At 71.7% G+C, this 19,697-nt stretch carries 17 protein-coding genes and 1 pseudogene; 12 read left to right on the top strand and 6 right to left on the bottom strand.

The genetic code is table 11. The annotated features are described in order from the left end of the window. The first annotated feature begins 111 nt into the window (after positions 1–111). The 5 genes from ychF (at position 112) to HGA02_RS01265 (ending at position 2,557) form a co-directional block, all read left to right on the top strand. Positions 112–1,185, top strand: coding sequence for a redox-regulated ATPase YchF (gene ychF / locus HGA02_RS01285; RefSeq protein WP_168676724.1), 1,074 nt, complete (start codon positions 112–114; stop codon positions 1,183–1,185). A 10-nt stretch (positions 1,186–1,195) separates the two neighbouring features. Continuing rightward, positions 1,196–1,495, top strand: coding sequence for an Imm32 family immunity protein (locus tag HGA02_RS01280; protein WP_210728012.1), 300 nt, complete (start codon positions 1,196–1,198; stop codon positions 1,493–1,495). A gap of 55 nt (positions 1,496–1,550) precedes the next feature. Next, on the top strand, positions 1,551–1,832 hold the full coding sequence (locus HGA02_RS01275; protein ID WP_168676716.1) for a hypothetical protein: 282 nt from the start codon (positions 1,551–1,553) through the stop codon (positions 1,830–1,832). An 8-nt stretch (positions 1,833–1,840) separates the two neighbouring features. Then, a complete protein-coding gene (locus HGA02_RS01270; protein ID WP_168676714.1) occupies positions 1,841–2,143 on the top strand; it encodes a hypothetical protein in 303 nt (100 codons plus the stop codon). 105 nt (positions 2,144–2,248) lie between these two features. Beyond that, on the top strand, positions 2,249–2,557 hold the full coding sequence (locus HGA02_RS01265) for a DUF4190 domain-containing protein (RefSeq protein ID WP_168676712.1): 309 nt from the start codon (positions 2,249–2,251) through the stop codon (positions 2,555–2,557). A gap of 11 nt (positions 2,558–2,568) precedes the next feature. Here HGA02_RS01265 and HGA02_RS01260 read toward each other — a convergent pair whose 3' ends face one another. Further along, the gene (locus tag HGA02_RS01260) at positions 2,569–3,513 is read right to left on the bottom strand and encodes an SDR family oxidoreductase (RefSeq protein ID WP_168676710.1); all 945 of its coding nucleotides are present in this window, start codon (positions 3,511–3,513) and stop codon (positions 2,569–2,571) included. A 152-nt stretch (positions 3,514–3,665) separates the two neighbouring features. Between HGA02_RS01260 and HGA02_RS01255 the strand changes: the two genes are divergently transcribed. After that, a complete protein-coding gene (locus HGA02_RS01255; protein WP_168676720.1) occupies positions 3,666–4,487 on the top strand; it encodes a helix-turn-helix transcriptional regulator in 822 nt (273 codons plus the stop codon). 13 nt (positions 4,488–4,500) lie between these two features. On the opposite strand, the gene HGA02_RS01250 is transcribed toward HGA02_RS01255, so the two are convergent. Next, the gene (locus HGA02_RS01250; RefSeq protein WP_168676708.1) at positions 4,501–4,899 is read right to left on the bottom strand and encodes a hypothetical protein; all 399 of its coding nucleotides are present in this window, start codon (positions 4,897–4,899) and stop codon (positions 4,501–4,503) included. 157 nt (positions 4,900–5,056) lie between these two features. Here HGA02_RS01250 and HGA02_RS01245 point away from each other — a divergent pair, with 157 nt between their 5' ends. Beyond that, a complete protein-coding gene (locus HGA02_RS01245; RefSeq protein ID WP_168676706.1) occupies positions 5,057–5,521 on the top strand; it encodes a phage tail protein in 465 nt (154 codons plus the stop codon). Between the two features lie 25 nt (positions 5,522–5,546). Here the strand turns inward: HGA02_RS01245 and HGA02_RS01240 are convergent, their stop codons facing one another. Beyond that, a complete protein-coding gene (locus HGA02_RS01240; RefSeq protein WP_210728013.1) occupies positions 5,547–5,930 on the bottom strand; it encodes an iron chaperone in 384 nt (127 codons plus the stop codon). A gap of 154 nt (positions 5,931–6,084) precedes the next feature. Continuing rightward, complete coding sequence (locus tag HGA02_RS01235) at positions 6,085–6,549, bottom strand: nitroreductase/quinone reductase family protein (RefSeq protein WP_343035192.1); 465 nt, start codon at positions 6,547–6,549, stop codon at positions 6,085–6,087. 354 nt (positions 6,550–6,903) lie between these two features. On the opposite strand from HGA02_RS01235, the gene HGA02_RS01230 reads away from it, so the two are divergent. The 3 genes from HGA02_RS01230 to HGA02_RS01220 all read left to right on the top strand — a co-directional run bounded on the left by HGA02_RS01230 (position 6,904) and on the right by HGA02_RS01220 (position 11,674). Next, entirely contained in the window at positions 6,904–8,769 is a 1,866-nt protein-coding gene (locus HGA02_RS01230; RefSeq protein ID WP_168676699.1) for an ABC transporter family substrate-binding protein, read from the top strand. A 200-nt stretch (positions 8,770–8,969) separates the two neighbouring features. Further along, complete coding sequence (locus HGA02_RS01225; protein WP_210728011.1) at positions 8,970–10,613, top strand: ABC transporter permease; 1,644 nt, start codon at positions 8,970–8,972, stop codon at positions 10,611–10,613. Continuing rightward, a complete protein-coding gene (locus HGA02_RS01220) occupies positions 10,610–11,674 on the top strand; it encodes an ABC transporter permease (RefSeq protein WP_168676695.1) in 1,065 nt (354 codons plus the stop codon). Before HGA02_RS01225 ends, HGA02_RS01220 begins: the two co-directional genes overlap by 4 nt. 16 nt (positions 11,675–11,690) lie before the next feature. Here HGA02_RS01220 and HGA02_RS01215 read toward each other — a convergent pair whose 3' ends face one another. Next, positions 11,691–12,302 (bottom strand): PH domain-containing protein, encoded by a 612-nt coding sequence (locus tag HGA02_RS01215; RefSeq protein WP_124344113.1) that lies wholly within the window; start codon positions 12,300–12,302, stop codon positions 11,691–11,693. 86 nt (positions 12,303–12,388) lie between these two features. On the opposite strand from HGA02_RS01215, the gene HGA02_RS01210 reads away from it, so the two are divergent. Together HGA02_RS01210 and HGA02_RS21895 are read left to right on the top strand one after the other, a co-directional pair. After that, the gene (locus HGA02_RS01210; RefSeq protein ID WP_343035190.1) at positions 12,389–14,287 is read left to right on the top strand and encodes an ABC transporter ATP-binding protein; all 1,899 of its coding nucleotides are present in this window, start codon (positions 12,389–12,391) and stop codon (positions 14,285–14,287) included. Positions 14,288–14,529: 242 nt separating this feature from the next. Next, positions 14,530–16,497 (top strand): ABC transporter substrate-binding protein, encoded by a 1,968-nt coding sequence (locus HGA02_RS21895; protein WP_210728010.1) that lies wholly within the window; start codon positions 14,530–14,532, stop codon positions 16,495–16,497. 211 nt (positions 16,498–16,708) lie between these two features. Here HGA02_RS21895 and HGA02_RS21890 read toward each other — a convergent pair. After that, positions 16,709–17,617, bottom strand: a pseudogene (locus tag HGA02_RS21890) (WYL domain-containing protein); the annotation flags it as partial. Positions 17,618–19,697 lie beyond the last annotated feature (2,080 nt).

The following is a 19,697-nucleotide window of genomic DNA, read 5'->3' as shown; positions in this document are numbered from 1 at the left end:
ACCGCGGAGTTCTTCTCCTACGCGCAGGAGAAGGGCGTCCGGCTCATCGGCCCGAACTGCCCGGGCCTCATCAGCCCCGGGAAGTCGAACGTCGGCATCATCCCGGCCGACATCACGGGCCCCGGCATCGTCGGCCTGCCCAACGTCGGCAAGTCCACCCTCTTCAACGCGCTGACCCGGGCGCAGGTCCTCGCGGCGAACTACCCGTTCGCGACGATCGAGCCGAACGTCGGCGTCGTGCCGCTGCCCGACCCGCGTCTCCAGGTGCTCGCCGACCTGTTCGGCTCCGAGCGCATCCTGCCCGCGACGGTGTCGTTCGTGGACATCGCGGGCATCGTCAAGGGCGCGAGCGAGGGCGAGGGCCTGGGCAACAAGTTCCTCGCGAACATCCGCGAGGCCGACGCGATCTGCCAGGTCACGCGCGCGTTCGCCGACCCCGACGTCGTGCACGTGTCCGGCGCGGTGAACCCGAAGGACGACATCGAGATCATCAGCACCGAGCTGATCCTCGCCGACCTCCAGACCCTCGAGAAGGCCATCCCGCGCCTGGAGAAGGAGGTCAAGGGCAAGAAGGCCGACCCCGCGCTCCTGGCAGCGGCCGTCGCCGCGAACGAGGTCCTCGAGAAGGGTCAGACCCTCTTCGCCGCGGGCCTCGCCGACGACGAGCACGTCGCGCAGCTCCAGCTCATGACGGCCAAGCCGTTCATCTACGTCTTCAACACCGACGACGCCGGCCTCGCCGACACCGCGATGCAGGACGAGCTGCGCGCGCTCGTCGCCCCCGCGGACGCGATCTTCCTCGACGCGAAGTTCGAGTCCGAGCTCGTCGAGCTCGAGCCCGACGAGGCCGCCGAGATGCTGTCCGAGAACGGCCAGGACGAGGCAGGGCTCGACCAGCTCGCCCGCGTCGGCTTCCACACGCTCGGCCTGCAGACCTACCTCACGGCCGGCCCGAAGGAGGCCCGCGCCTGGACGATCCGCCAGGGCTGGACCGCGCCGCAGGCCGCCGGGGTCATCCACACGGACTTCCAGAAGGGCTTCATCAAGGCCGAGGTCATCTCGTTCGACGACCTCGTCGCCGCCGGCTCCGTCGCCGCCGCGCGCGCCGCCGGCAAGGCCCGCGTCGAGGGCAAGGACTACGTGATGGCCGACGGCGACGTCGTCGAGTTCCGCTTCAACGTCTGATCGTCGACGCATGGTCGAGCGACGGATCGACGTGCCCCTGTACAGCGCTGAGTCAGGCGTCACCATCGCGTGGATCGCGGGTCACCGGCTCCAGGTCCGCGTCCTCGGTGACGCGGACAAGGGGCACGAGGTCGTGATCATGGGTGACGCCGCCGGGCTGGAGGACCTCGCCCGGCGCCTGCTGACGCTCGCCCAGGAGGGCGTTCCGTCGGGCATGCACCTGCACCTCGAGGAGTCGTCGGTGCTCTACGCCCCCTCGGCGTCGCTCGTGCTCGAGCGCGAGGACGACCCCGAGGAGTACCGCACCTGAGCATGAGTCCGTCGGCTGCTGGCGCAGCGCGGGCCTCAGGCGACAGGCTGGCCGCATGAGCGACGAGTCGGCGAAGCGACCGTGGGTCGCGACGCTCCCGAACGGCGAGCCGACCGAGGTCTCCCTGGCGCGGCTCGTCGACTCGGACGGGGGGCGCGACGACGCCGAGAACGGCTACTACGAGGCAGCGGCGGACCCGACGACGGATCGCATCGAGACCGCGCAGCGGCGGTTCAGCGCGCAGTTCCTTCTCCGCGACCGTCACCGCGCCGTCGCCAGCGTGAGCGCCCGGTCGACGACGACCGCGCCGCGTACTGGTGGGAACGAGACTGGCTGACGAGCGCGGTGCACGAGCTGCCCACCGGTGTCCTCGACGGCGCGAACGGCGCCTCGATCGCGGCGTGCGCGGAGATGCTCGAGGGACTCGACGTCTTCGCGCAGCGGTGCGAGCGGTTGGGGCTGCGCGACCACCAGGAGTTCATCGAGGGTTGCCGGTGGCAGTTCGACCACTACGGCCACTACCTCGGCCGGCGACGCCACTTCGCCGACTACGAGACGTACGTGCGTGACCGTCGAGGGCCGTTGCGCGTCCCCGACCCGCCTGCACCGCCGAGGCATCTGTCGCGCCCACCGCGCCCTGCACGGTGACGACGTGCGGCGCCCCCGGTCACGGCCTGGATGGACGGCTAGGTCGATCGCTCGCACCCGTCCGGCCGATGCCTGCCGACCGGACCCGCTGCTAGGTTCCGCCGGATGTCCGCCTCGTACGGCCACGCGCCCGCTCCCCAGCTCCCGTCGACGGGACACCCCGTGCCACCGCGCACGAGCACGTTCGCGATCGTGGCGTTCATCGCGGCCTTCATGATCCCGGTCGCCGGGATCGTGCTCGGGGTCCTGGCTCGTCGACAGCTCAGTGCTCCGGGGAGCACGGAGGACGGTGCCGGGCTCGCCCGGTGGGCGGTCGTCGTCGGGATCGCCGGCACCGTGCTCCAGACGCTGTTCTTCGTCGTGTGGCTCTGGTTCTTCGTCAGGGCGGTGGCCGCGCACCCGCCCGGCGTCTGACAGACGCGCCACTACGCGACGGGGAACGTCTCACGCACCAGTTCCTGCGACGTCTCCCAGACGCGGCGGGCCTCGTCCTCGCTGCGCAGCGACGGGTAGAGCGCCTGCTCGCCGGGTGCGCCGCCGACGTTGCCCGGGCCCTGCGGGCCGTAGAGCCGGCCGGGCTGCGCGGCGGGTGACGTCGCCGCGTAGAGGGCTGGGAGGGCGGCGGTCTCGGGTGTGCCGACGAGGATGCCGCGTGCGGACAGCCACCGGATGACGCGGACGGCGCGTGTGTCGTCGCCGCGCCCGAGCTCGGAGCGGGCGGACAGCAGGCTGGTCGGTGCGACGCCCGGGTGCGACAGGTTGCTCGTGAGGCCCCAGCCGGCGGCGGCGCTGCGCCGCTGCAGCTCGAGCGCGAAGAGCCCGAAGGCGATCTTCGACTGCCGGTACGCGGCCATGCCGTCGTACGACCGCTCCCAGTTGAGGTCGTCCCAGTGGATGCTGCCGCGTCGCGCGGCGATGCTGACCTGCGACGTCACGTGCGCGCGGCCGGCCCGCAGCAACGGCAGCAGGTGCGAGACGAGCGCGACGTGTCCGAGGTGGTTGACGCCGAGCTGGAGCTCGAAGCCGTCGGCGGTGGTCTGCCGGTCGGGCGGCGTCATGACGCCGGCGTTGTTGACGAGCAGGTGGATCGGCTCGCCCTCGCTACCCATCGCCTCGCCGAACGTCGCGACGGACTCCAGGCTGTCGAGATCCATGGGGTGCAGCGACACCGTCGCGTCCGGCACCGTCGAACGGATCGTGGCGGCGGCGGCCTCACCCTTGCGGACGTTGCGCACCGGCAGCACGAGGTAGGCGCCTGCCGCCGCGAGGCGGGTCGCGATGCGCAGGCCGATGCCGTCGCTCCCGCCGGTGAGGACGGCGCGGGTGCCCGTGAGGTCGGGGACCGTGACGTCGTGCGGCGTGCGTGCCATGAGCGGGGCTCCTTGGTCGGTGGGGATGACACGACCCTCGCCCGTGCCGCGGCCGCTATCCAGGACCTGGCAGTCAGTGGATCCGCAGATCACCGCCAGGTAGAACGGTCGGGACGACCTCAGGAGGACGCGTGGCGATCGACCGGCCCGGCATGGCGCAGTTCCTGCGGCACCGACGCGAGGTGCTGCAGCCCGAGGACGTCGGGATGCCGCGCGGGCGGCGTCGGCGGACCGACGGTCTGCGTCGCGAGGAGGTGGCCGCGCTGTGCCACATGTCGACGGACTACTACGCGCGGCTCGAGCGGGGGACGGGCCCGCAGCCGTCGGAGCAGATGATCGCGTCGATCGCGCAAGGGCTGCACCTCACGGTCGCCGAGCGCGACCACCTGTACCGGCTCGCGGGCCACCGCCCGCCGCCGAGCGGGACCCCGAGCGAGCACGTCAGCCCCGGCCTGCTGCGCATCTTCGACCGGCTCGAGGACACCCCGGCCGAGATCGTCACCGAGCTCGGTGAGACCCTGCGCCAGACGCCCCTCGGCGTCGCGCTCACCGGCGACCTCATGCGCTACACGGGTCCTGCGCGCAGCATCGGCTACCGCTGGTTCACCGACCCGTCGAGCCGCCTCCTCTATGCGCCCGAGGACCACGCGCACCTGTCGCGGCTGTGGGTGTCCGGGCTGCGCGAGGTCGCGGCGGTGCGGGGTCGTGGCTCGCGTGCCGCGGCGCTCGCGGACGACCTGCTCGCGCGCAGCGACGAGTTCCGCACGCTCTGGGACCGGCAGGAGGTCGGCGTCCGCCCGCCCGAGGTGAAGCACTTCGTGCACGCCGAGCTCGGGACCCTCGAGCTCACCTGCCAGACGCTGATCGACCCCGGCCAGTCGCACTCGCTGCTCGTCTACACGGCCGTCCCGGGCTCGGAGACGTACGAGAAGCTGCAGCTCCTCTCCGTCATCGGCGCGACGGCGCTGCGCTGACGTCGGCCCGCGCTCAGCCGAGGAGGTCCGTCGGGTCCGCGAGCGGGACAAGGCCGTCCGCGGCGGCGCGGAGGTCGCGGTCGCTCGCGACCAGGGCGTCGGCCTGGAGCTGCGCGACCGCGACGTACTCGCCGGTGCGGACGCCCGCCCAGCCGTGCTGGAGCGCGAGGTCCCAGGCGCGCCGCCGGGAGACGCGGTCGCCGAGGAGCCGGATCTTCGTCTCCGTCATCCGGGTGTGGGCGTCGAGGGCGTCGGCGCGCTCGCGGTCGCCCGCGCGGACGGCTGCGAGCAGGAGGTCGAGGCCGTCGACGAGCACGGACTTCGGTGCGACGAGCTGGACGTCGGGGGCAAGGCGGCGATCCTCGTCGACGAGCCACAGCAGGGTCGGGGCGTCGATCGCGTAGCGCGGCATGAGGAGATGGTGGCGCGGGACGGGACCGTCGACCACAGGACGCGCGACGGGCGGTCGGCCGGCGACAGGGACGGGTGGGTCCGCTTCAATGGCGGGAGCACGCGCCGACGGGCGAGGACCCCCTCCGCCGAGATGCGGACGAGTCGAAGGAGGACACGTGTCGTACGTCGTCGATTTCCAGGACGTCTCGACGGTCGGGCTGGAGTCGTCGCCCGTCGCGGACGCGCTCGCCGGTCTGCGGGCGAACGAGGCGAGGTACTTCCGGACGAAGTACGACCACGTGTTCACGACCGAGCCGGCGTCCGACGCCGCCGACACCGTCGCGTACGTGCACCGGATCCTGAAGGAGGAGCGCGACCTCGTGATCGCGTCCCGGCCCCTGGAGGCGACGGCGTTCGAGGTCGACGGGGTCCGGTGGACGTACGTCTTCTACGAGTCGGGTCTGTCGGTCAACGTCCTCTACACGCTGGCCGACGGCGGCAAGCGCGCGGTCGGCTTCAAGCTGTCCGACGGGATGGACGTGCCGGACGAGCTCGCCGACCGCTTCAAGTTCGCGCGGCAGAGGTCGAAGCTCGCGGGCACGATCCGCGGCTCGTTCTTCCTCCTCAAGAACACGTACTGAGCCGGGACCGCACCCCGCGCCCCGGTCAGCCCGCCGCGCGCGCCACGAGGTCGCGGATCGTCGACTCGACCGCCGGGGTGACCACGGTGATCGCGAACGCCGTCGGCCACAGGTCGCCGTCGTCGAGCGCCGCGTCCTCGTTGAACCCGAGCGTCGCGTACCGGGTCTTGAACTTCGACGACGCCTGGAAGAACAGCACGACCTTGCCGTTCTTCGCGTAGGCGGGCTGGCCGTACCAGGTCTTCGGCTGCAGGTCGGGCGCGACCTCGGTGACGATCGCGTGGATCTTCTCGGCGATCTCCCGGTCGGCGTCGGACATCTCGGCGATCTTCTCGAGGAGGTCGGCGAGCGGGTCGGCAGCGGCGCCCTTGCGCTTCGCGGTCCGGACCTCCTTGGCGCGCTCCTTCATCGCGGCGCGCTCCTCGGCGGTGAAGTTCTTGCCCTGCTCGTCGGTGCTGGCGGCGTTCACGTCGTCCTCCGGGTCGTGGTGCGTCGTTCCGTGAGTCCGATGCTAGGAACGGCCCGGTCACGAGCGCTTCTTCGATCCTGACCGGTGCCGTCGCTCAGGCGGTGACCGGTTCGAGGACGAAGACGCGCAGGTCCCGGCCCGAGCGGACGGCGTACTCGTCGTAGCCGGGCCAGACGGCGCGCAGCGCGCCGAGGAGGCGCTCGCGCTCGGCGTCGGACGCCAGGTGCGCGACGACGTCGACGGTGCGGCCGCCCACGGCGACGCGCGCGCGGGCGTCGGCGAGGAGGTTGAGGGACCAGGCGGGGTGGTGCTGCTGGCCCCAGTTGGACCCGATGACGACGAACCGGTCGTCGTCGCGCGCGTAGAGGAGCACGGCGTCGCGCGGCTCCCCGCTGCGCCGCCCGGTCGTCGTGAGGACCAGCTGGGGGAGCGTGGGCCGGCCGACGACGCTCCAGCGCCCGTCGGTGGTCTGCTGGATGCGGCGGTCGAGCCCGGAGACGGCGCGTCCGAGCCGGGCGAAGGCGCGCGTGCGGCCGAGGCGTCGCAGGAGGGAGCTCACGGGTGAATCTTGGGGCATGCCCGCGAGAGGTCTGACCTGACGCCGTGAGACACCCCGCCGTAGCACACTTCCGAGCGCCACGGGAACGAATTGCCCGTTCAGGGGCCTGGGATCACCGGATCGGACATGTTTCCTCGATGTTTCCCCAGGCCACGTGTCTCGTATCGTGGACGGTACCAGCCAGTATCAATCAGGTAACGATCGGGCCGCGAGTCACGACGTGCCCGATATGTCCGACGCTGCTTGACTAGCGTGTGCCCAACTCACGGCGGACGTGTACCTGCCCGCCGTCCGGCGCACGGTCACCCCGGGCGCACGGCGGCGCCGCACGTCCTCCCCTTCCCAGGAGGAACATTGAAGATCAGGCGAATCAGCGCCATGGCGGCCCCGGTCGCCGTCGGCGCCCTGGTGCTCGGAGCGTGCTCCGGACCTGAGACGGGCTCGGAGATCGAGGAGGACACCTCGGTCAGCGTCGGTTGGAACCAGCCGTTCTACTCGCAGAACAACCTCACGTCGGTCGGCAACGCGACCACCAACGCGAACGTTCTGTACCTCACGAACGCGCAGTTCAACTACTACGACGGCGACCTCAACCTCGTGAAGAACGAGGACGTCGGCACGTACGAGAAGGTCTCCGACGACCCGCTGACGATCAAGTACACGATCAACGAGGGCGTGAAGTGGTCCGACGGCACCCCCGTCGACGCGGCCGACCTCCTCCTGTACTGGGGCCCGCAGGACGACGACTTCGACAACGTCCAGCCGGAGTACGACGAAGAGGGCAACGTCACCAACCAGGACGCCATCGACGCCGGCGTCTACTTCGACGGTTCCTCCGTCGCCATGACCCTGATCAACGACGCGCCCGAGATCTCGGACGACGGCCGCTCGGTCACGCTGGTCTACTCGGAGCCCCGCTCCGACTGGGAGGTCTCCTTCCAGCCCTCGCCCGTCGCCGCGCACGCCGTCGCCAAGCTCGCGCTCGGCATCGACGACGCCGAGGAGGGCAAGCAGGCCATCATCGACGCGTTCACGGAGAACAAGACCGAGGACCTGTCGAAGATCGCCAAGGTCTGGAACTCCTCGTTCGACTTCACCTCGCTGCCCGACGACGAGTCGCTGTACCTGTCGTCCGGCGCGTACGTCATGTCGGAGTACGTCGAGAACCAGTACATGACGCTCCAGGCGCGTGACGACTACGAGTGGGGCCCGAAGCCCAAGGTCTCGTCGATCACGATCCGCTACACCGAGGACCCGCTGGCGTCCGTCACGGCCCTGCAGAACGGTGAGGTCGACCTCATCCAGCCGCAGTCGTCCGTCGACGTCATCAAGACCCTCGAGGGCCTCGACAACATCGACTACACGACCGCGCCCGAGGGCACGTTCGAGCACGTCGACACGATCATGAACAACGGTGGTCCGTTCGACCCGGCGACCTACGGCGGCGACGCCGAGAAGGCCCGCAAGGTCCGCGAGGCGTTCCTCAAGACGATCCCGCGCCAGGAGATCATCGAGAAGCTCATCAAGCCGCTGCAGGAGGACGCCGAGACGCGTGACTCCTTCACGGTGGTCCCGGGCTCGCCGACCTACGACGACGTCATCGCCAACAACGGCTCCGACGCCTTCGCCGAGGTCGACATCGCCGGCGCCCAGGCGCTGCTCGCCGAGGCCGGCGTGGCCACGCCGGTCAGCGTCCGCTTCCTCTACGGCAAGTCGAACGTCCGCCGCGCGAACGAGTACCAGCTGATCGCTGCCTCCGCCGCCCAGGCTGGCTTCACCGTCGTGGACGAGGGTGACGACCAGTGGGGCTCGCGCCTGTCCGACACGGCGTCGTACGACGCGTCGCTGTTCGGCTGGCAGTCGACCAACACGTTCGCCCTGAACTCCGAGGGCAACTACGTCACCGGTGGTCTGAACAACTTCGGTGGCTACTCCAACGCCGACGTCGACCAGTGGTACGTCGACATGGCCACGGCCTCGGGCGACGAGGAGAAGGAGCTGACGACCAACATCGAGAAGCAGCTCTTCGCCGACGCGTTCGGTGTCCCGATCTTCCAGTTCCCCGGCGTGGTGGCGAACCGCTCCGTGCTGAAGGGCGTCTCGACGATCCCGCTGTCGCCGACGATCTTCTGGAACTACTGGGAGTGGGAGATCAGCGCCGACGACTCGCTCGACGCGCCGACGGCGACGCCGGCCGCGACCGAGGAGACCGAGGGCTGACCCTCAGCTCGCTGTGACACGCACGACAGGGGGTGCCGCGGCCACCAGGCCGCGGCACCCTCGTCGTTCGCCCGGGCACCGACCGCATGGTCGCTGACCTGCGCGGACACAGACGTGGGACCTGCGGCACCACCGAGACCGCCGAGCCCTCGTAGAATCGTCCTTCGCCACCATCCCCACGCGAACGAGGTCAGGACCCCATGGTCACCTCTGAGAAGAGCCTCGCGCCGGCTCCGGCAGCGGCCACAGCCGCACCGGCCGCGCAGGCCCCCCGGCGCCGAAGCCTCAGCGCCTCCGCGCCGACGTTGACCTTCATCGGTCGCCGTCTGCTGTCCTCGGCGATCGTCCTTCTCGGGGCGACGTTCATCGTCTACATGCTCCTCGCGTACGCGCTGGACCCCCTCGAGGACCTGTACGCCAGCAGCGCTCCCAACAAGGAGCAGCTGATCGAGGCCCGGATCCGGGCGCTCGACCTCGACACCCCGCCGGTCATCCGCTACTTCAAGTGGCTCGCCGGCGTGCTCGGCTACCTGATCGGGCGTGGGACGCTCGGCCAGAGCTGGGTCACCAACCAGGAGGTCACCGACCTCCTGGCGAGCGCGATCCCGTCGACGGTCCAGCTCGTCGGCGGCGCCACGGTGCTCGCCGTCGTCCTCGGCATCACCGTCGGCATCGCCTCGGCGCTGCGGCAGTACACCGGGTTCGACTACTCGGTGACGTTCATGTCGTTCGTCCTGTACTCGCTGCCGTCCTTCTGGGTCGCGGTGCTCCTCAAGCTGTGGGGCGCCATCGGCTTCAACGACTTCCTCGCGGACCCGACGCTGAGCACCGCGATGATCGTGTTCCTGTCCGTGGTCGCCGGGTTGGTCTGGCAGGTGCTGATCGGCGGGGACCTGCGACGGCGGCTCATCACGTTCGTGACGTCCGCGCTCTCGACCGGTCTCGTGATCTTCGCGGTGCTCGAGAGCGGCTGGCTGCTCGACCCGAGCCTCGGCATGGTCGGCATCGCCGTCCTCGGCGCCGGTGCGGCGGTCGGCCTCACCGCGATGACGACCGGGCTGCACAACCGTCGCGCGCTGCTGTCGTCGCTCACGGTCGTCGCCATCGGCGTCGCGCTGTGGTTCCCGCTGAAGTACGTCTTCGTGGCCCCCGGCTTCAACGGGCTGTGGGTCCTCGGCCTGGCGCTGGTGGCGATCGCCGTCGGCCTCGTCGTGGGGCGCCTGTACGGCGGACCGGACTACGGGCAGTCGATGCGCAACGCGGCGATCACGGCGTTCGTGGTGGCTGGGCTGATCTACGTCGACCGCATCATGGACGTCTGGAAGCCGTACACCGACTCGAGCTACATCAACGGCCGCCCGATCGCGACCATCGGCTCGCAGACCCCCGGCCTCAACGGCGACTACTGGGTCGAGTCGCTCGACCGGTTCACGCACCTGATCCTGCCGACCATCGCGCTCATCCTCATCTCGTTCGCGTCGTACACCCGGTACTCGCGTGCGAGCCTGCTCGAGGTCATGAACCAGGACTACATCCGCACCGCGCGGGCCAAGGGCCTGCCGGAGCGGGTCGTCACCGTGCGGCACGCGTTCCGCAACGCGCTGATCCCGCTCGCGACGATCATCCCGCTCGACATCGCGGCCCTGTTCGGCGGCGCGATCATCACCGAGCGGATCTTCTCGTGGAGCGGCATGGGCTCGCTCTTCATCCACTCGCTGGGGGCGAGAGACGCCGACCCGATCATGGGGTACTTCCTCGTCGTCGGGACTCTGCTCGTCCTCGCCAACATCGTCGTGGACTTCGTCTACGCCGCCCTCGACCCCAGGATCCGGGTGAACGCATGACCACGCCCACGCCCATCACGCCCCAGCAGCTGGACGGCCCCGAGCACCACGACGTCGTCGAGAACGCGATCGAGCTCAAGGAGGTCGAGGGGCTCTCGCAGGGCCGCATCGTCCTGCGCCGGTTCCTCCGCCACCGCGGCGCCATGGCGTCGGCGTTCGTCCTGCTGTGCGTCGTCGTCCTGGCCACCACGTCGATCGGCTGGGGGCCCATCCCCGGCTGGTGGAAGTACTCGCCGTCCGACCTGTCGCCGATCGTCAACTCCGGCGGCGCCCCGACGCTGTCCTTCTCGGGCGGCCTCACCATCGGCGAGCACCCGTTCGGTCAGGACAACATCGGCAAGGACGTGTTCGCGCTCGTCATGCGCGGCACGCAGCAGTCGCTCACCGTCATGGTGATCATCGGCCTGCTCGCGTCGGCCATCGGCATCGCGATCGGCGCCTCGGCCGGCTTCTTCCGTGGCCGCCTGGACAACCTGCTCATGCGGTTCACGGACATGGTCATCACGATCCCCGTGATCATGGTCGGCGCGATCCTCGGTGCGTGGGTCGGCGGCGCCAACCCCGTGACCCTCGCGCTCGCCCTCGCGGCGGTCAGCTGGACGTCCATGGCCCGTCTGGTCCGCGGCGAGTTCCTGTCGCTGCGCGAGCGGGAGTTCGTCGACGCGGCGCGCGTGGCCGGTGCGAGCAACGGCCGGATCATGTTCAAGCACATCCTGCCGAACGCGGTCGGCGTCATCATCGTCAACGCGACGCTGCTGATGGCCGCGGCGATCCTGCTCGAGACGGCGCTCAGCTACCTCGGCTTCGGCATCGCGTTCCCCGACGTCTCGCTGGGCAACCTCATCAACGAGTACCAGACGGCGTTCGCGACGCGGCCGTGGCTGTTCTGGTGGCCCGGTCTGTTCATCGTGACGATCGCGCTCTGCATCAACTTCATCGGCGACGGCCTGCGTGACGCGTTCGACCCGCGTCAGCGGCGCATCCCGACGCGTCGGGCCCTCGCCCGGGCGTCGCGTCGCGCCGAGCGCAAGTCCGGCGTCCCGGCGACCGCCGGAGCCTGATCCCGTGACCCGCCGTTCAGAGCGCGAGCGCCGCGACGCTGGCCACCAGCAGGATCGCCAGCGCGGCGATCGTGCCGGTGTGCCAGCGCACGCGCGGTCGCTCGCGCTCGAACCGCGGGTCGTCCAGGAGCCCGGCGTCACGGGCCTCCTCCCAGCGCTGCCGCACGATCGCGGCCGCGTCGCCGGAGTCGGTGCCGGCCAGGTCGCCGGGGCGGACGCCGCCGCCGGGGCCGTAGGTGCTGCTCGGCAGGTTCTTGTCGGCGCCCGCCTGCGTGCGGCCGGTGCGGACGGCGCTCGGCGCGGGTGCCGCCCAGGCCGAGTAGGAGCCGTACACGGTGCGCAGCGTCAGCGCGTACTGGGTGCCGATCTCCTGGACCGCCGGCCAGGGGATCTCCACGGTCCGCAGCACGTTGCGGATCTCGACGCCCGCGGGCGTCACGATCACCGCGGGACGCCAGTAGGCGGCCCAGGCGCCGACGGCGACCAGCGCCAGCAGCGGCAGGTAGGGGAGCGTCGTCGACGCGTCGTCGACCAGGCCCGTCACGGCGCCCACCAGGCACAGCACCACGACACCACCGGCAACCCATCGGCCGAACCCCGGCCGGAACTCCACGACGTCCGCCACCATGCGGTCATCGTCCCAGACGGCTCCGGACCGGCTGCGCGCCACCGCGCGACCGCCCCGGCCCCCGCACGGAAGGAACTGCTCGACCAGTGAGCACCGAGACCCTCGCGAACGTCCCGGCCCCGACGCCGGACGGCAAGGCGCCCATCCTCGAGGTCCGTGACCTGACCGTCGAGTTCTTCGTCGACGGCGAGTGGTACCCCGCCGCCACGGAGGTCACCTACGACGTCCGGCCCGGCGAGGTCCTCGCCATCGTCGGCGAGTCCGGGTCGGGCAAGACGCAGTCGTCGATGTCCCTCATCGGGCTGCTGCCGCCGAACGGCCGCGCCACCGGCTCCGCGAAGCTCGCGGGTCGCGAGCTCCTCGGCCTCACGCACAAGCAGCTCAGCTCGGTGCGCGGCAAGGAGGTCGCGGTCATCTTCCAGGAGCCGATGACCGCGCTGAACCCCGTCTACACGGTCGGGTTCCAGATCATCGAGACCCTGCGCGTGCACTTCGACCTGGGCCCCAAGGCCGCGCGGCAGCGCGCGATCGAGCTGCTCAAGCTCGTCGACATCCCGGACCCGGAGCGCGCGGTCGACAAGTACCCGCACCAGCTGTCAGGCGGTCAGCGCCAGCGCGGCATGATCGCGCAGGCCCTCGCGTGCGACCCCAAGCTGCTCATCGCGGACGAGCCGACGACGGCCCTCGACGTCACCGTCCAGGCCGAGATCCTCAAGCTCATGCGCGACCTGCGCAGCCGCATCGACTCCGGCATCGTGCTCATCACGCACGACATGGGCGTCGTGGCGGACCTGTCCGACCGCGTGCTCGTCATGAAGAACGGCCGCATCGTCGAGTCGGGCGACTCGGACACGATCTTCAACCGCCCGACGCACCCCTACACGATCCAGCTCCTCGAGTCGGTGCCCCACCTGGGCTCGGCGACGTTCCAGGCGCCGGGCGCGGAGCACGACGTCACCTCGACCTCCGCCACGACCGCGACCCCCGTCCAGGCGCCCGCACCGGCGGCGACGGCCACGGGGTACGCGCTCGAGGCGAAGGACCTCATCATCGAGTACCCGTCGCGCGGCCGGATCCCCGCGTTCCGGGCGATCAACGGCGTCGACCTGACGATCGCGCGCGGCGAGGTCCTCGGCCTCGTCGGCGAGTCCGGCTCGGGCAAGACGACCGTCGGCCGTGCCGCCGTCGGCCTGCTGCCCGTCGCGGGCGGGTCGCTCAAGGTCAACGGGGTCGAGCTCGCGGGCGTGAAGCCGAAGACGCTGCGCGAGGTCCGCCAGGACGTCTCGATCGTCTTCCAGGACCCGGGCTCGTCGCTCAACCCGCGTCTGCCGATCGGCGAGTCCATCGGCGAGCCGCTCAAGCTGCACGGCATCGCCAAGGGCGCCGAGCTGAGCAAGCGCGTCGAGGACCTCCTGGACCGCGTCCACCTGCAGCGGTCGATGCGCAACCGGTACCCGCACGAGCTGTCCGGCGGTCAGCGGCAGCGCGTCGGCATCGCCCGTGCGCTCGCGCTCAGCCCCAAGCTGCTCATCGCCGACGAGCCGACGTCCGCGCTCGACGTGTCCGTCCAGGCGCGCGTCCTCGAGCTGTTCCAGGAGCTGCAGCGCGAGTACGGCTTCGCGTGCCTGTTCATCAGCCATGACCTGGCCGTCGTCGAGATCCTGTCCAGCCGCATCGCGGTCATGAACAAGGGTCTGCTCGTCGAGGTCGGCGACCGCGACTCGATCCTGCGCACCCCGCAGCAGGACTACACCAAGCGCCTGCTCGCCGCGGTGCCCGTGCCGAACCCGGCCGAGCAGAAGCTGCGCCGCGAGGAGCGCGACCGGCTCATCGAGGAGGCCGAGGCGGCGCTGCGCCAGGCCGACGCCGAGGCCGAGGCGTTCGTGCACGGCCGCGGTGCCGAGGCGGCGGAGCAGCGCAAGACGCAGTCGCAGGGCCAGGGCCAGGCATCCGACCCGCGGGGCGGCGCCGAGGGCGGCTTCTGACGTTCCTGCCGCGACGCAGGCCGTGCCGGCGGGTGCCGCGGGCACGGCCTTCGTCGTCCCGGCGGAACGTCGGGCGGGGTACGGCGCCGCGTGGCGAAAGTCCTCCGTACCCGAGTTGTCCGGCAGAGTTCAGTTCCGGGTGGTGACGACCGATATCCGCAGGTGGCGGCGGTGTGAGACCGTCCAGGCGAGACGTCCGGCGGGGGAGTCCCGTGCGGCACACGATCCGGGAGGTCGCAGGCGTGCGCAGGTCGACGGTGGGGGGTGCCGCGCTCGTCGTGGTCCTCGGGCTCGTGCTCGGCGGCTGCACGCAGCCGGAGCCCGACCCGGAGCGGGCGGGGACGGTCGTCGTCGCGGTCGGCAGCGCGTTCGGGTCGCTCAACGCGGGGACGACGCTCGGCCGGACGCCCGGCAGCACGCTCGTCCGCTCGCTCGCGCAGTCGGGCTTCGTGTCGGTCGACGAGGACGGCTCGGCGGTGTTCGACGAGTCGTTCGGCACGGTCGAGAAGGTCGCGGACGCGCCGCTCACGGTCCGCTACACGATCTCCCCGACGGCCCTGTGGTCGGACGGCGTCCCGGTGACGCCGGACGACCTGGTCCTCGAGTGGGCGGCCCGCAGCGGCCTCTACGACGACGTGACGCCCGAGATCGACGCGTCGGGCGAGGTGACGAACGGCGACGCGCTCGACGCGGGTGTCGCGTTCGCCGCGACGTCGGCCGCGCTGGTGCACGTCCCCGCGGTGCCGATCGTCGAGGGCTCGAGCGTCACGCTCGTGTACGACGTCCCGGTCGCGGACTGGGAGGTCGCGCTCGACGTCAACGTCCCGGCACACGTGCTCGGCGCCACGGTGCTGGGGATCGACGACCCCGCGGAGGCGGCGGCGGCGGTCAGCGCCGCGATCCTGGGCGAGGACAAGGGGGCCCTGCGGTCGCTGTCCCTCGCGTGGCGGACGGGCCTCACCGCGGAGCTGCTCGCGGAGGACGCGACCGCCGCCGTCACGACGGGGCCGTACGTCGTCGACCGCGTCGTCGGCGAGGAGCGCGTGGACCTGGTCCGGAACGAGTCGTACGAGGGTGCGCGGCCGGCCGCGTTCGACCGCGTCGTGCTCCGCACCGCGCTGCACCCGCTCGACCAGGTGACCGCGCTGCGCGACGACGAGGTCGACGTGATCGCGCCGACGGACACCGCCGACGTGCTCGACGCGCTCGAGGACGTCGTCGAAGAGCGTGCCGGTGCCGTCGGGGCTCGCGACCGTCGTGAGCCACCAGGGCGCGTCGACGGCGAGGTCGACGCCCGCGGGCATCGCGGCGCGCACGACGTCGAGCATGTGCAGCCACTGCGCGCTCGCGGCCTGCGGGTCGGCCTGCCACGCGGGGAGCGTCCACGGCTCGACGTCGAGCTGCACGTGCGTGACCGGGCGGTCGTGCGTCGCGGCGGTCATCCACTGCACGGCGAGCGCGGGGTTGTCGAGCCAGGGCGCGTCGCCGCCGAGCACGCCCGCGTCGACGCCCGCGGCGTCGAGCGCGACGAGCGTGTCGGTCATCCAGGTGGCGACGGGTCCCTCGTCGGACGCCCAGGGCGCGGAGACGTGGATCGTCTCGAGCCCGTGCTCCTGCGCGAACGCGACGACGCCGGCGGGCGTGGCGAACGCGTAGCCGGTGCCACGGCCGTCCTGCGCGGGGTCGACGGAGTTGTCCCAGAGCCACATCGCGGTGATCGCGGACACGGAGGTCACCTCCTCGACGTCAGCCTGCCCGGTCGTGGTCGTGGGTGCACCGTCGGTGCTGTCGGCCGCGGACGCGACGGCGGGTGCGAGGACGCCGAGGATCGCGGAGGTCGCGACGACGGCGCCGGCGGTCAGGGTGCGGCGGGTGAGGGCTCTCATGGTGGTCCCATCGGTTTCGGGCGCGCGGATGTGCGCGGAAGAAAGGGGTGTCTGACTAGTGTCACTCATCCGGGTGACATTCAGCAGTCCTTCGACCCTGGTCATGGACGTACGTCCAGTTCACCGCGCCGCCAGATCGCAGGACGGGCGACGCTCAGCCGGCCGCGTCGAGCAGCCGTCGCCCCAGCGCGCGCGTCGTCTCCCGCAGCTCCGGGCAGCCGATCACGCGGTACGGCGCGGGCGTCCGGACGAGCTGCTCGGCGTACCACCACGGGTTGCTCGTGCTCCCCACCAGGCGCGTCGTCTGCGCGTCGACCGCCGTGAGCCGGCCGAGCGCGGGGGAGACCCAGCGCGCGACGTCGTCGAGCGGGGCGTCGATCTCGACCTCCGTCGCGTACTCCCAGCCCGTCGCGAGGTTCTCCTCGAGCAGCGCGACCGGGTCCAGGTCCGCGGGCGGCGTGAACACCTCGTCCAGCACGGTCGCGGCGCGCACGCGGTCGACGCGGTACGCGCGCACCTCGTCGCGGGCCGTCCGGCACAGCAGGTACCAGCGGCTGTGCCGCACCACGACGGACCACGGCTCGACGTCGGCGTCCCACTCGGTGCCGTTGCCCGACCGGTACGTGAGGCGGATGCGTCGGTGCTCGGCGCAGCCCTGCACGAGGACCGCGGTCGTCGTCGAGTCGGGGCGCGCGGCCGAGTTCTGGATCGACGACGGCGCGAGCGTCACGCCGTCGCCGATCGGGATGCCCTCGATGAGCGTGTGCAGGCGGTCGTGCAGCAGCGGCTCGATGTCGACGAGCCGCCGGTGGTCGCCGCCGAGGTAGAGCGGGATGAGGTGGTGCAGGTCCCCGGACGCCGGGGCGCCCGCGGCCGTCTCGAACGCGAGCCGGTAGTTGTACGCACGCAGCTGGTCGGTGCCGCGCACGACGACGATCTCGTGCGCGAGGAGCGCGTCGACGGACTGCGTCGCCTCGACCAGCGGGTCGGGACGCGACCGCAGCGCCTCCGCGAGGATCTGGCGCAGCTCGTACTGCTGGGCCCCGGTGACGACCTCCTGCAGGCGGCGTCGGGTCGTCGCGACACCCCGCAGCGGCACGACGGTCGCGTCGGCGAACCGGCCCACGAGCGCCGCGAACCCGCGCCTGAGGTCGTCGCTCCACGACGCGACGAGCGCCGCACCTTCCTCGCGCCGCGACAGCGCACCCGCCGCGATCTTCCACCCCGACCCCTCGCGCACGAGGGTCAGCGCAGGCTCGGACGAGTCGGCGAACCGCGTCAGCAGGAACGGCGGGTCGCCGGCCGGGTTGCGCCGGTAGTAGTAGGCTGACGGGTCCTTCACGAGCGCGTTGCCCTCGATGGGCGGCACGACGCCGGACCGGATCGCGTTGCGCGTCTCCTCGCCCGCGGCGGCGACGAACCCGGAGCCCTTCTCGGCGGCCATGCGCTCGACCGCCGCGGAGTGCTCGACGAGCTCCGACTCGAGGAACCGGACCTCGCGACGCAGCACGTCCTCCTCGGCGGTGCCGATGGCGCGCCCGAGCGCGGCCCGCCGGGCCGCGATGATGTCGGGCAGCTTCATGACCTCGAAGAACGACTCGTACGCCTGCGACCCCGCCCTGAAGGGGTTGACGCCCGGCGCCGGGAAGCCGGCCAGCGAGCGCACCTTGTCGACGAGCTCGCGGATCTTGCCGACGAGCCCGTCGTAGCGGCGCACCATCGTGACGACCTGCCCGTGCGCGAGGATCTCGCCGACCGTCGCCTCCGCGCCGACGACCATGCCCTGCACCGACACGCGTCCCGCGTCGTCGACCAGGATGTCCACCCGGATCTCGCGCGGCGCGAGCGACGCGTTCACCTCGATCGTCGTGCCGACGCGACGCGACAGCCCGGGCCGCAGCGCCTCCGTGAGCACCTCGCCCGCGTCGGCGATGCCCGCGGCACGGCGCAGGTCCGCGGCGAGCCGCTGGTCGCCCTTCGCGAGCGCGGTGACCCCCACCTCGAGCGTGCCGTTGGCGGCCTTCACCGCCTTGAGCGCCGTCACGACCTGCGCGGCGTCGGCGACGACACCCACCCACGCGACGACGAGCCAGCCCCACGAGCGCGCCTCGTCGGGCGACAGCAGCGACTGCGCCGGGTCGAGGTCGGTGTTGGACGCCGCCTTCTCGGCGAAGAACGCCTCGGTCTGCGCGACCGCGTCCGCCACGCCCAGGCCGAACGCCCCCGCGGCCAGCGCGAGGCCGACGGGACCCGTCGCGAACGCCGCGCCGATGCCGAACGCGAGCGTGAACAGCGTGAGGACGGTCTCGGCGATCGACGTCTGGTTCGCCGTGACGAGCTTCTCGACCTGCTTGCGCGCCTCGGGGTCGGAGATGCCGAGACCGGCGATCGTCGAGTCGACGACCGAGCGGATCTTCCACAGGTTGACCGACCCGTCGTGGATGTTGTTGCGGGTCGTGTCGATGTCCTCGAGGACCTGCAGCGCGTCCGCGCCGAGCTGCGCGTTCTGCTCCTCGGGGCTCAGCCGTGCGAACGCCGTGACGTCCACGCGCGCGAGCGCCGGGTACCGCGCGAGCACCACGCGACGACGGGCCTGCAGCGCCTGGAACCGCGCGTGGTTCGCCTGGAACTCGGCGTACGACTCCTGCGTGCCGCTGGGGATGGTCTTCGGGATCGCGGCGATCTCGGCGTCGATGCCCGCGAGGTACTCCGCGGTGCTGCGCATCGTCTGGATCTCCGCCTGGGAGACCGTGCCGGACGCGAACCGGCGGTCCACGTCGCGCTGGACCCGCACCCGCGCGGACGCGAGGACCGCGAGCGCGTTGTCGCGCATGGCCGCGCCGAACGCGAGCTCGAGCACCGCGGGCTTCGTGAGGTCGAGGCCCTGCTTGTAGCCCGCGAACGGGTCCGTCGACGCCGTGCCCGCACCGGGCATGAGCGCCTGGTCCGCCATGCGCGTCTTCGCGTCGTCCTTCGTCGTGAACTGCGTCGGCCGCAGCTCGGCGCCGTCCTCCGTGACGATGACCTGCGCGTCCGTGTCGAACCGCACGGCCGTCCACGGCTTCTCCGGGAACCACAGGACGTTCGCGAGCGTGAACGCGCTCAGCAGCGTCTCGCCGCTCGCGTGGTAGGCGACGTACCTGCCGTTCTCCAGGAAGACGGCGCCCGCGGTCCCCGCGGACTTGATCGCCGCGGTCGCTGCGGCCAGCGACTCGTACTGCCCGGGCGTCCAGCCGACGGGCGTGATCGACGCGGGCACGGCGTCGATCGGCGTGACGTGGTGCGCGATCGGCACGGCCCCGACGACGTCGTGCGTCGTGACCGCCGAGTCGGTCCAGCCGGTCCACGTCGCGATGCGCGCGAAGCGGTGCTGCGGCTCCGCGGGGGCAGCGAGGGGGGCCCCTGCCCCCGCGGCGGGCGGGGCGGCCGGTGGCGCCGCGGGTGGTGCGGCGGGCACCTGCTGGCGTTGGAGCGTCGGCGCGCCGGCCTCGACGAGGCCGGTCACCGCGTGGTTGCCCGCGAGC

This window comes from Cellulomonas septica (assembly GCF_012396155.1).
Lineage (GTDB): Bacteria > Actinomycetota > Actinomycetes > Actinomycetales > Cellulomonadaceae > Cellulomonas > Cellulomonas septica.
Note: the sequence above shows the minus strand (reverse complement) of the source record. Positions and strands in the feature narration are given on the sequence as shown.

Coding starts and splice junctions, on each gene's coding strand:
- HGA02_RS01250 (WP_168676708.1), bottom strand. CDS start 4,899: ATGCCGCGCTACGCGATCGACGCCCCGACCCTGCTGTGGCTCGTCGAC.
- HGA02_RS01215 (WP_124344113.1), bottom strand. CDS start 12,302: ATGGTGGCGGACGTCGTGGAGTTCCGGCCGGGGTTCGGCCGATGGGTT.
- HGA02_RS01280 (WP_210728012.1), top strand. CDS start 1,196: ATGGTCGAGCGACGGATCGACGTGCCCCTGTACAGCGCTGAGTCAGGC.
- HGA02_RS01255 (WP_168676720.1), top strand. CDS start 3,666: ATGGCGCAGTTCCTGCGGCACCGACGCGAGGTGCTGCAGCCCGAGGAC.
- HGA02_RS01225 (WP_210728011.1), top strand. CDS start 8,970: ATGGTCACCTCTGAGAAGAGCCTCGCGCCGGCTCCGGCAGCGGCCACA.
- HGA02_RS01260 (WP_168676710.1), bottom strand. CDS start 3,513: ATGGCACGCACGCCGCACGACGTCACGGTCCCCGACCTCACGGGCACC.
- HGA02_RS01275 (WP_168676716.1), top strand. CDS start 1,551: ATGAGCGACGAGTCGGCGAAGCGACCGTGGGTCGCGACGCTCCCGAAC.
- HGA02_RS01240 (WP_210728013.1), bottom strand. CDS start 5,930: ATGAAGGAGCGCGCCAAGGAGGTCCGGACCGCGAAGCGCAAGGGCGCC.
- HGA02_RS01220 (WP_168676695.1), top strand. CDS start 10,610: ATGACCACGCCCACGCCCATCACGCCCCAGCAGCTGGACGGCCCCGAG.
- HGA02_RS01265 (WP_168676712.1), top strand. CDS start 2,249: ATGTCCGCCTCGTACGGCCACGCGCCCGCTCCCCAGCTCCCGTCGACG.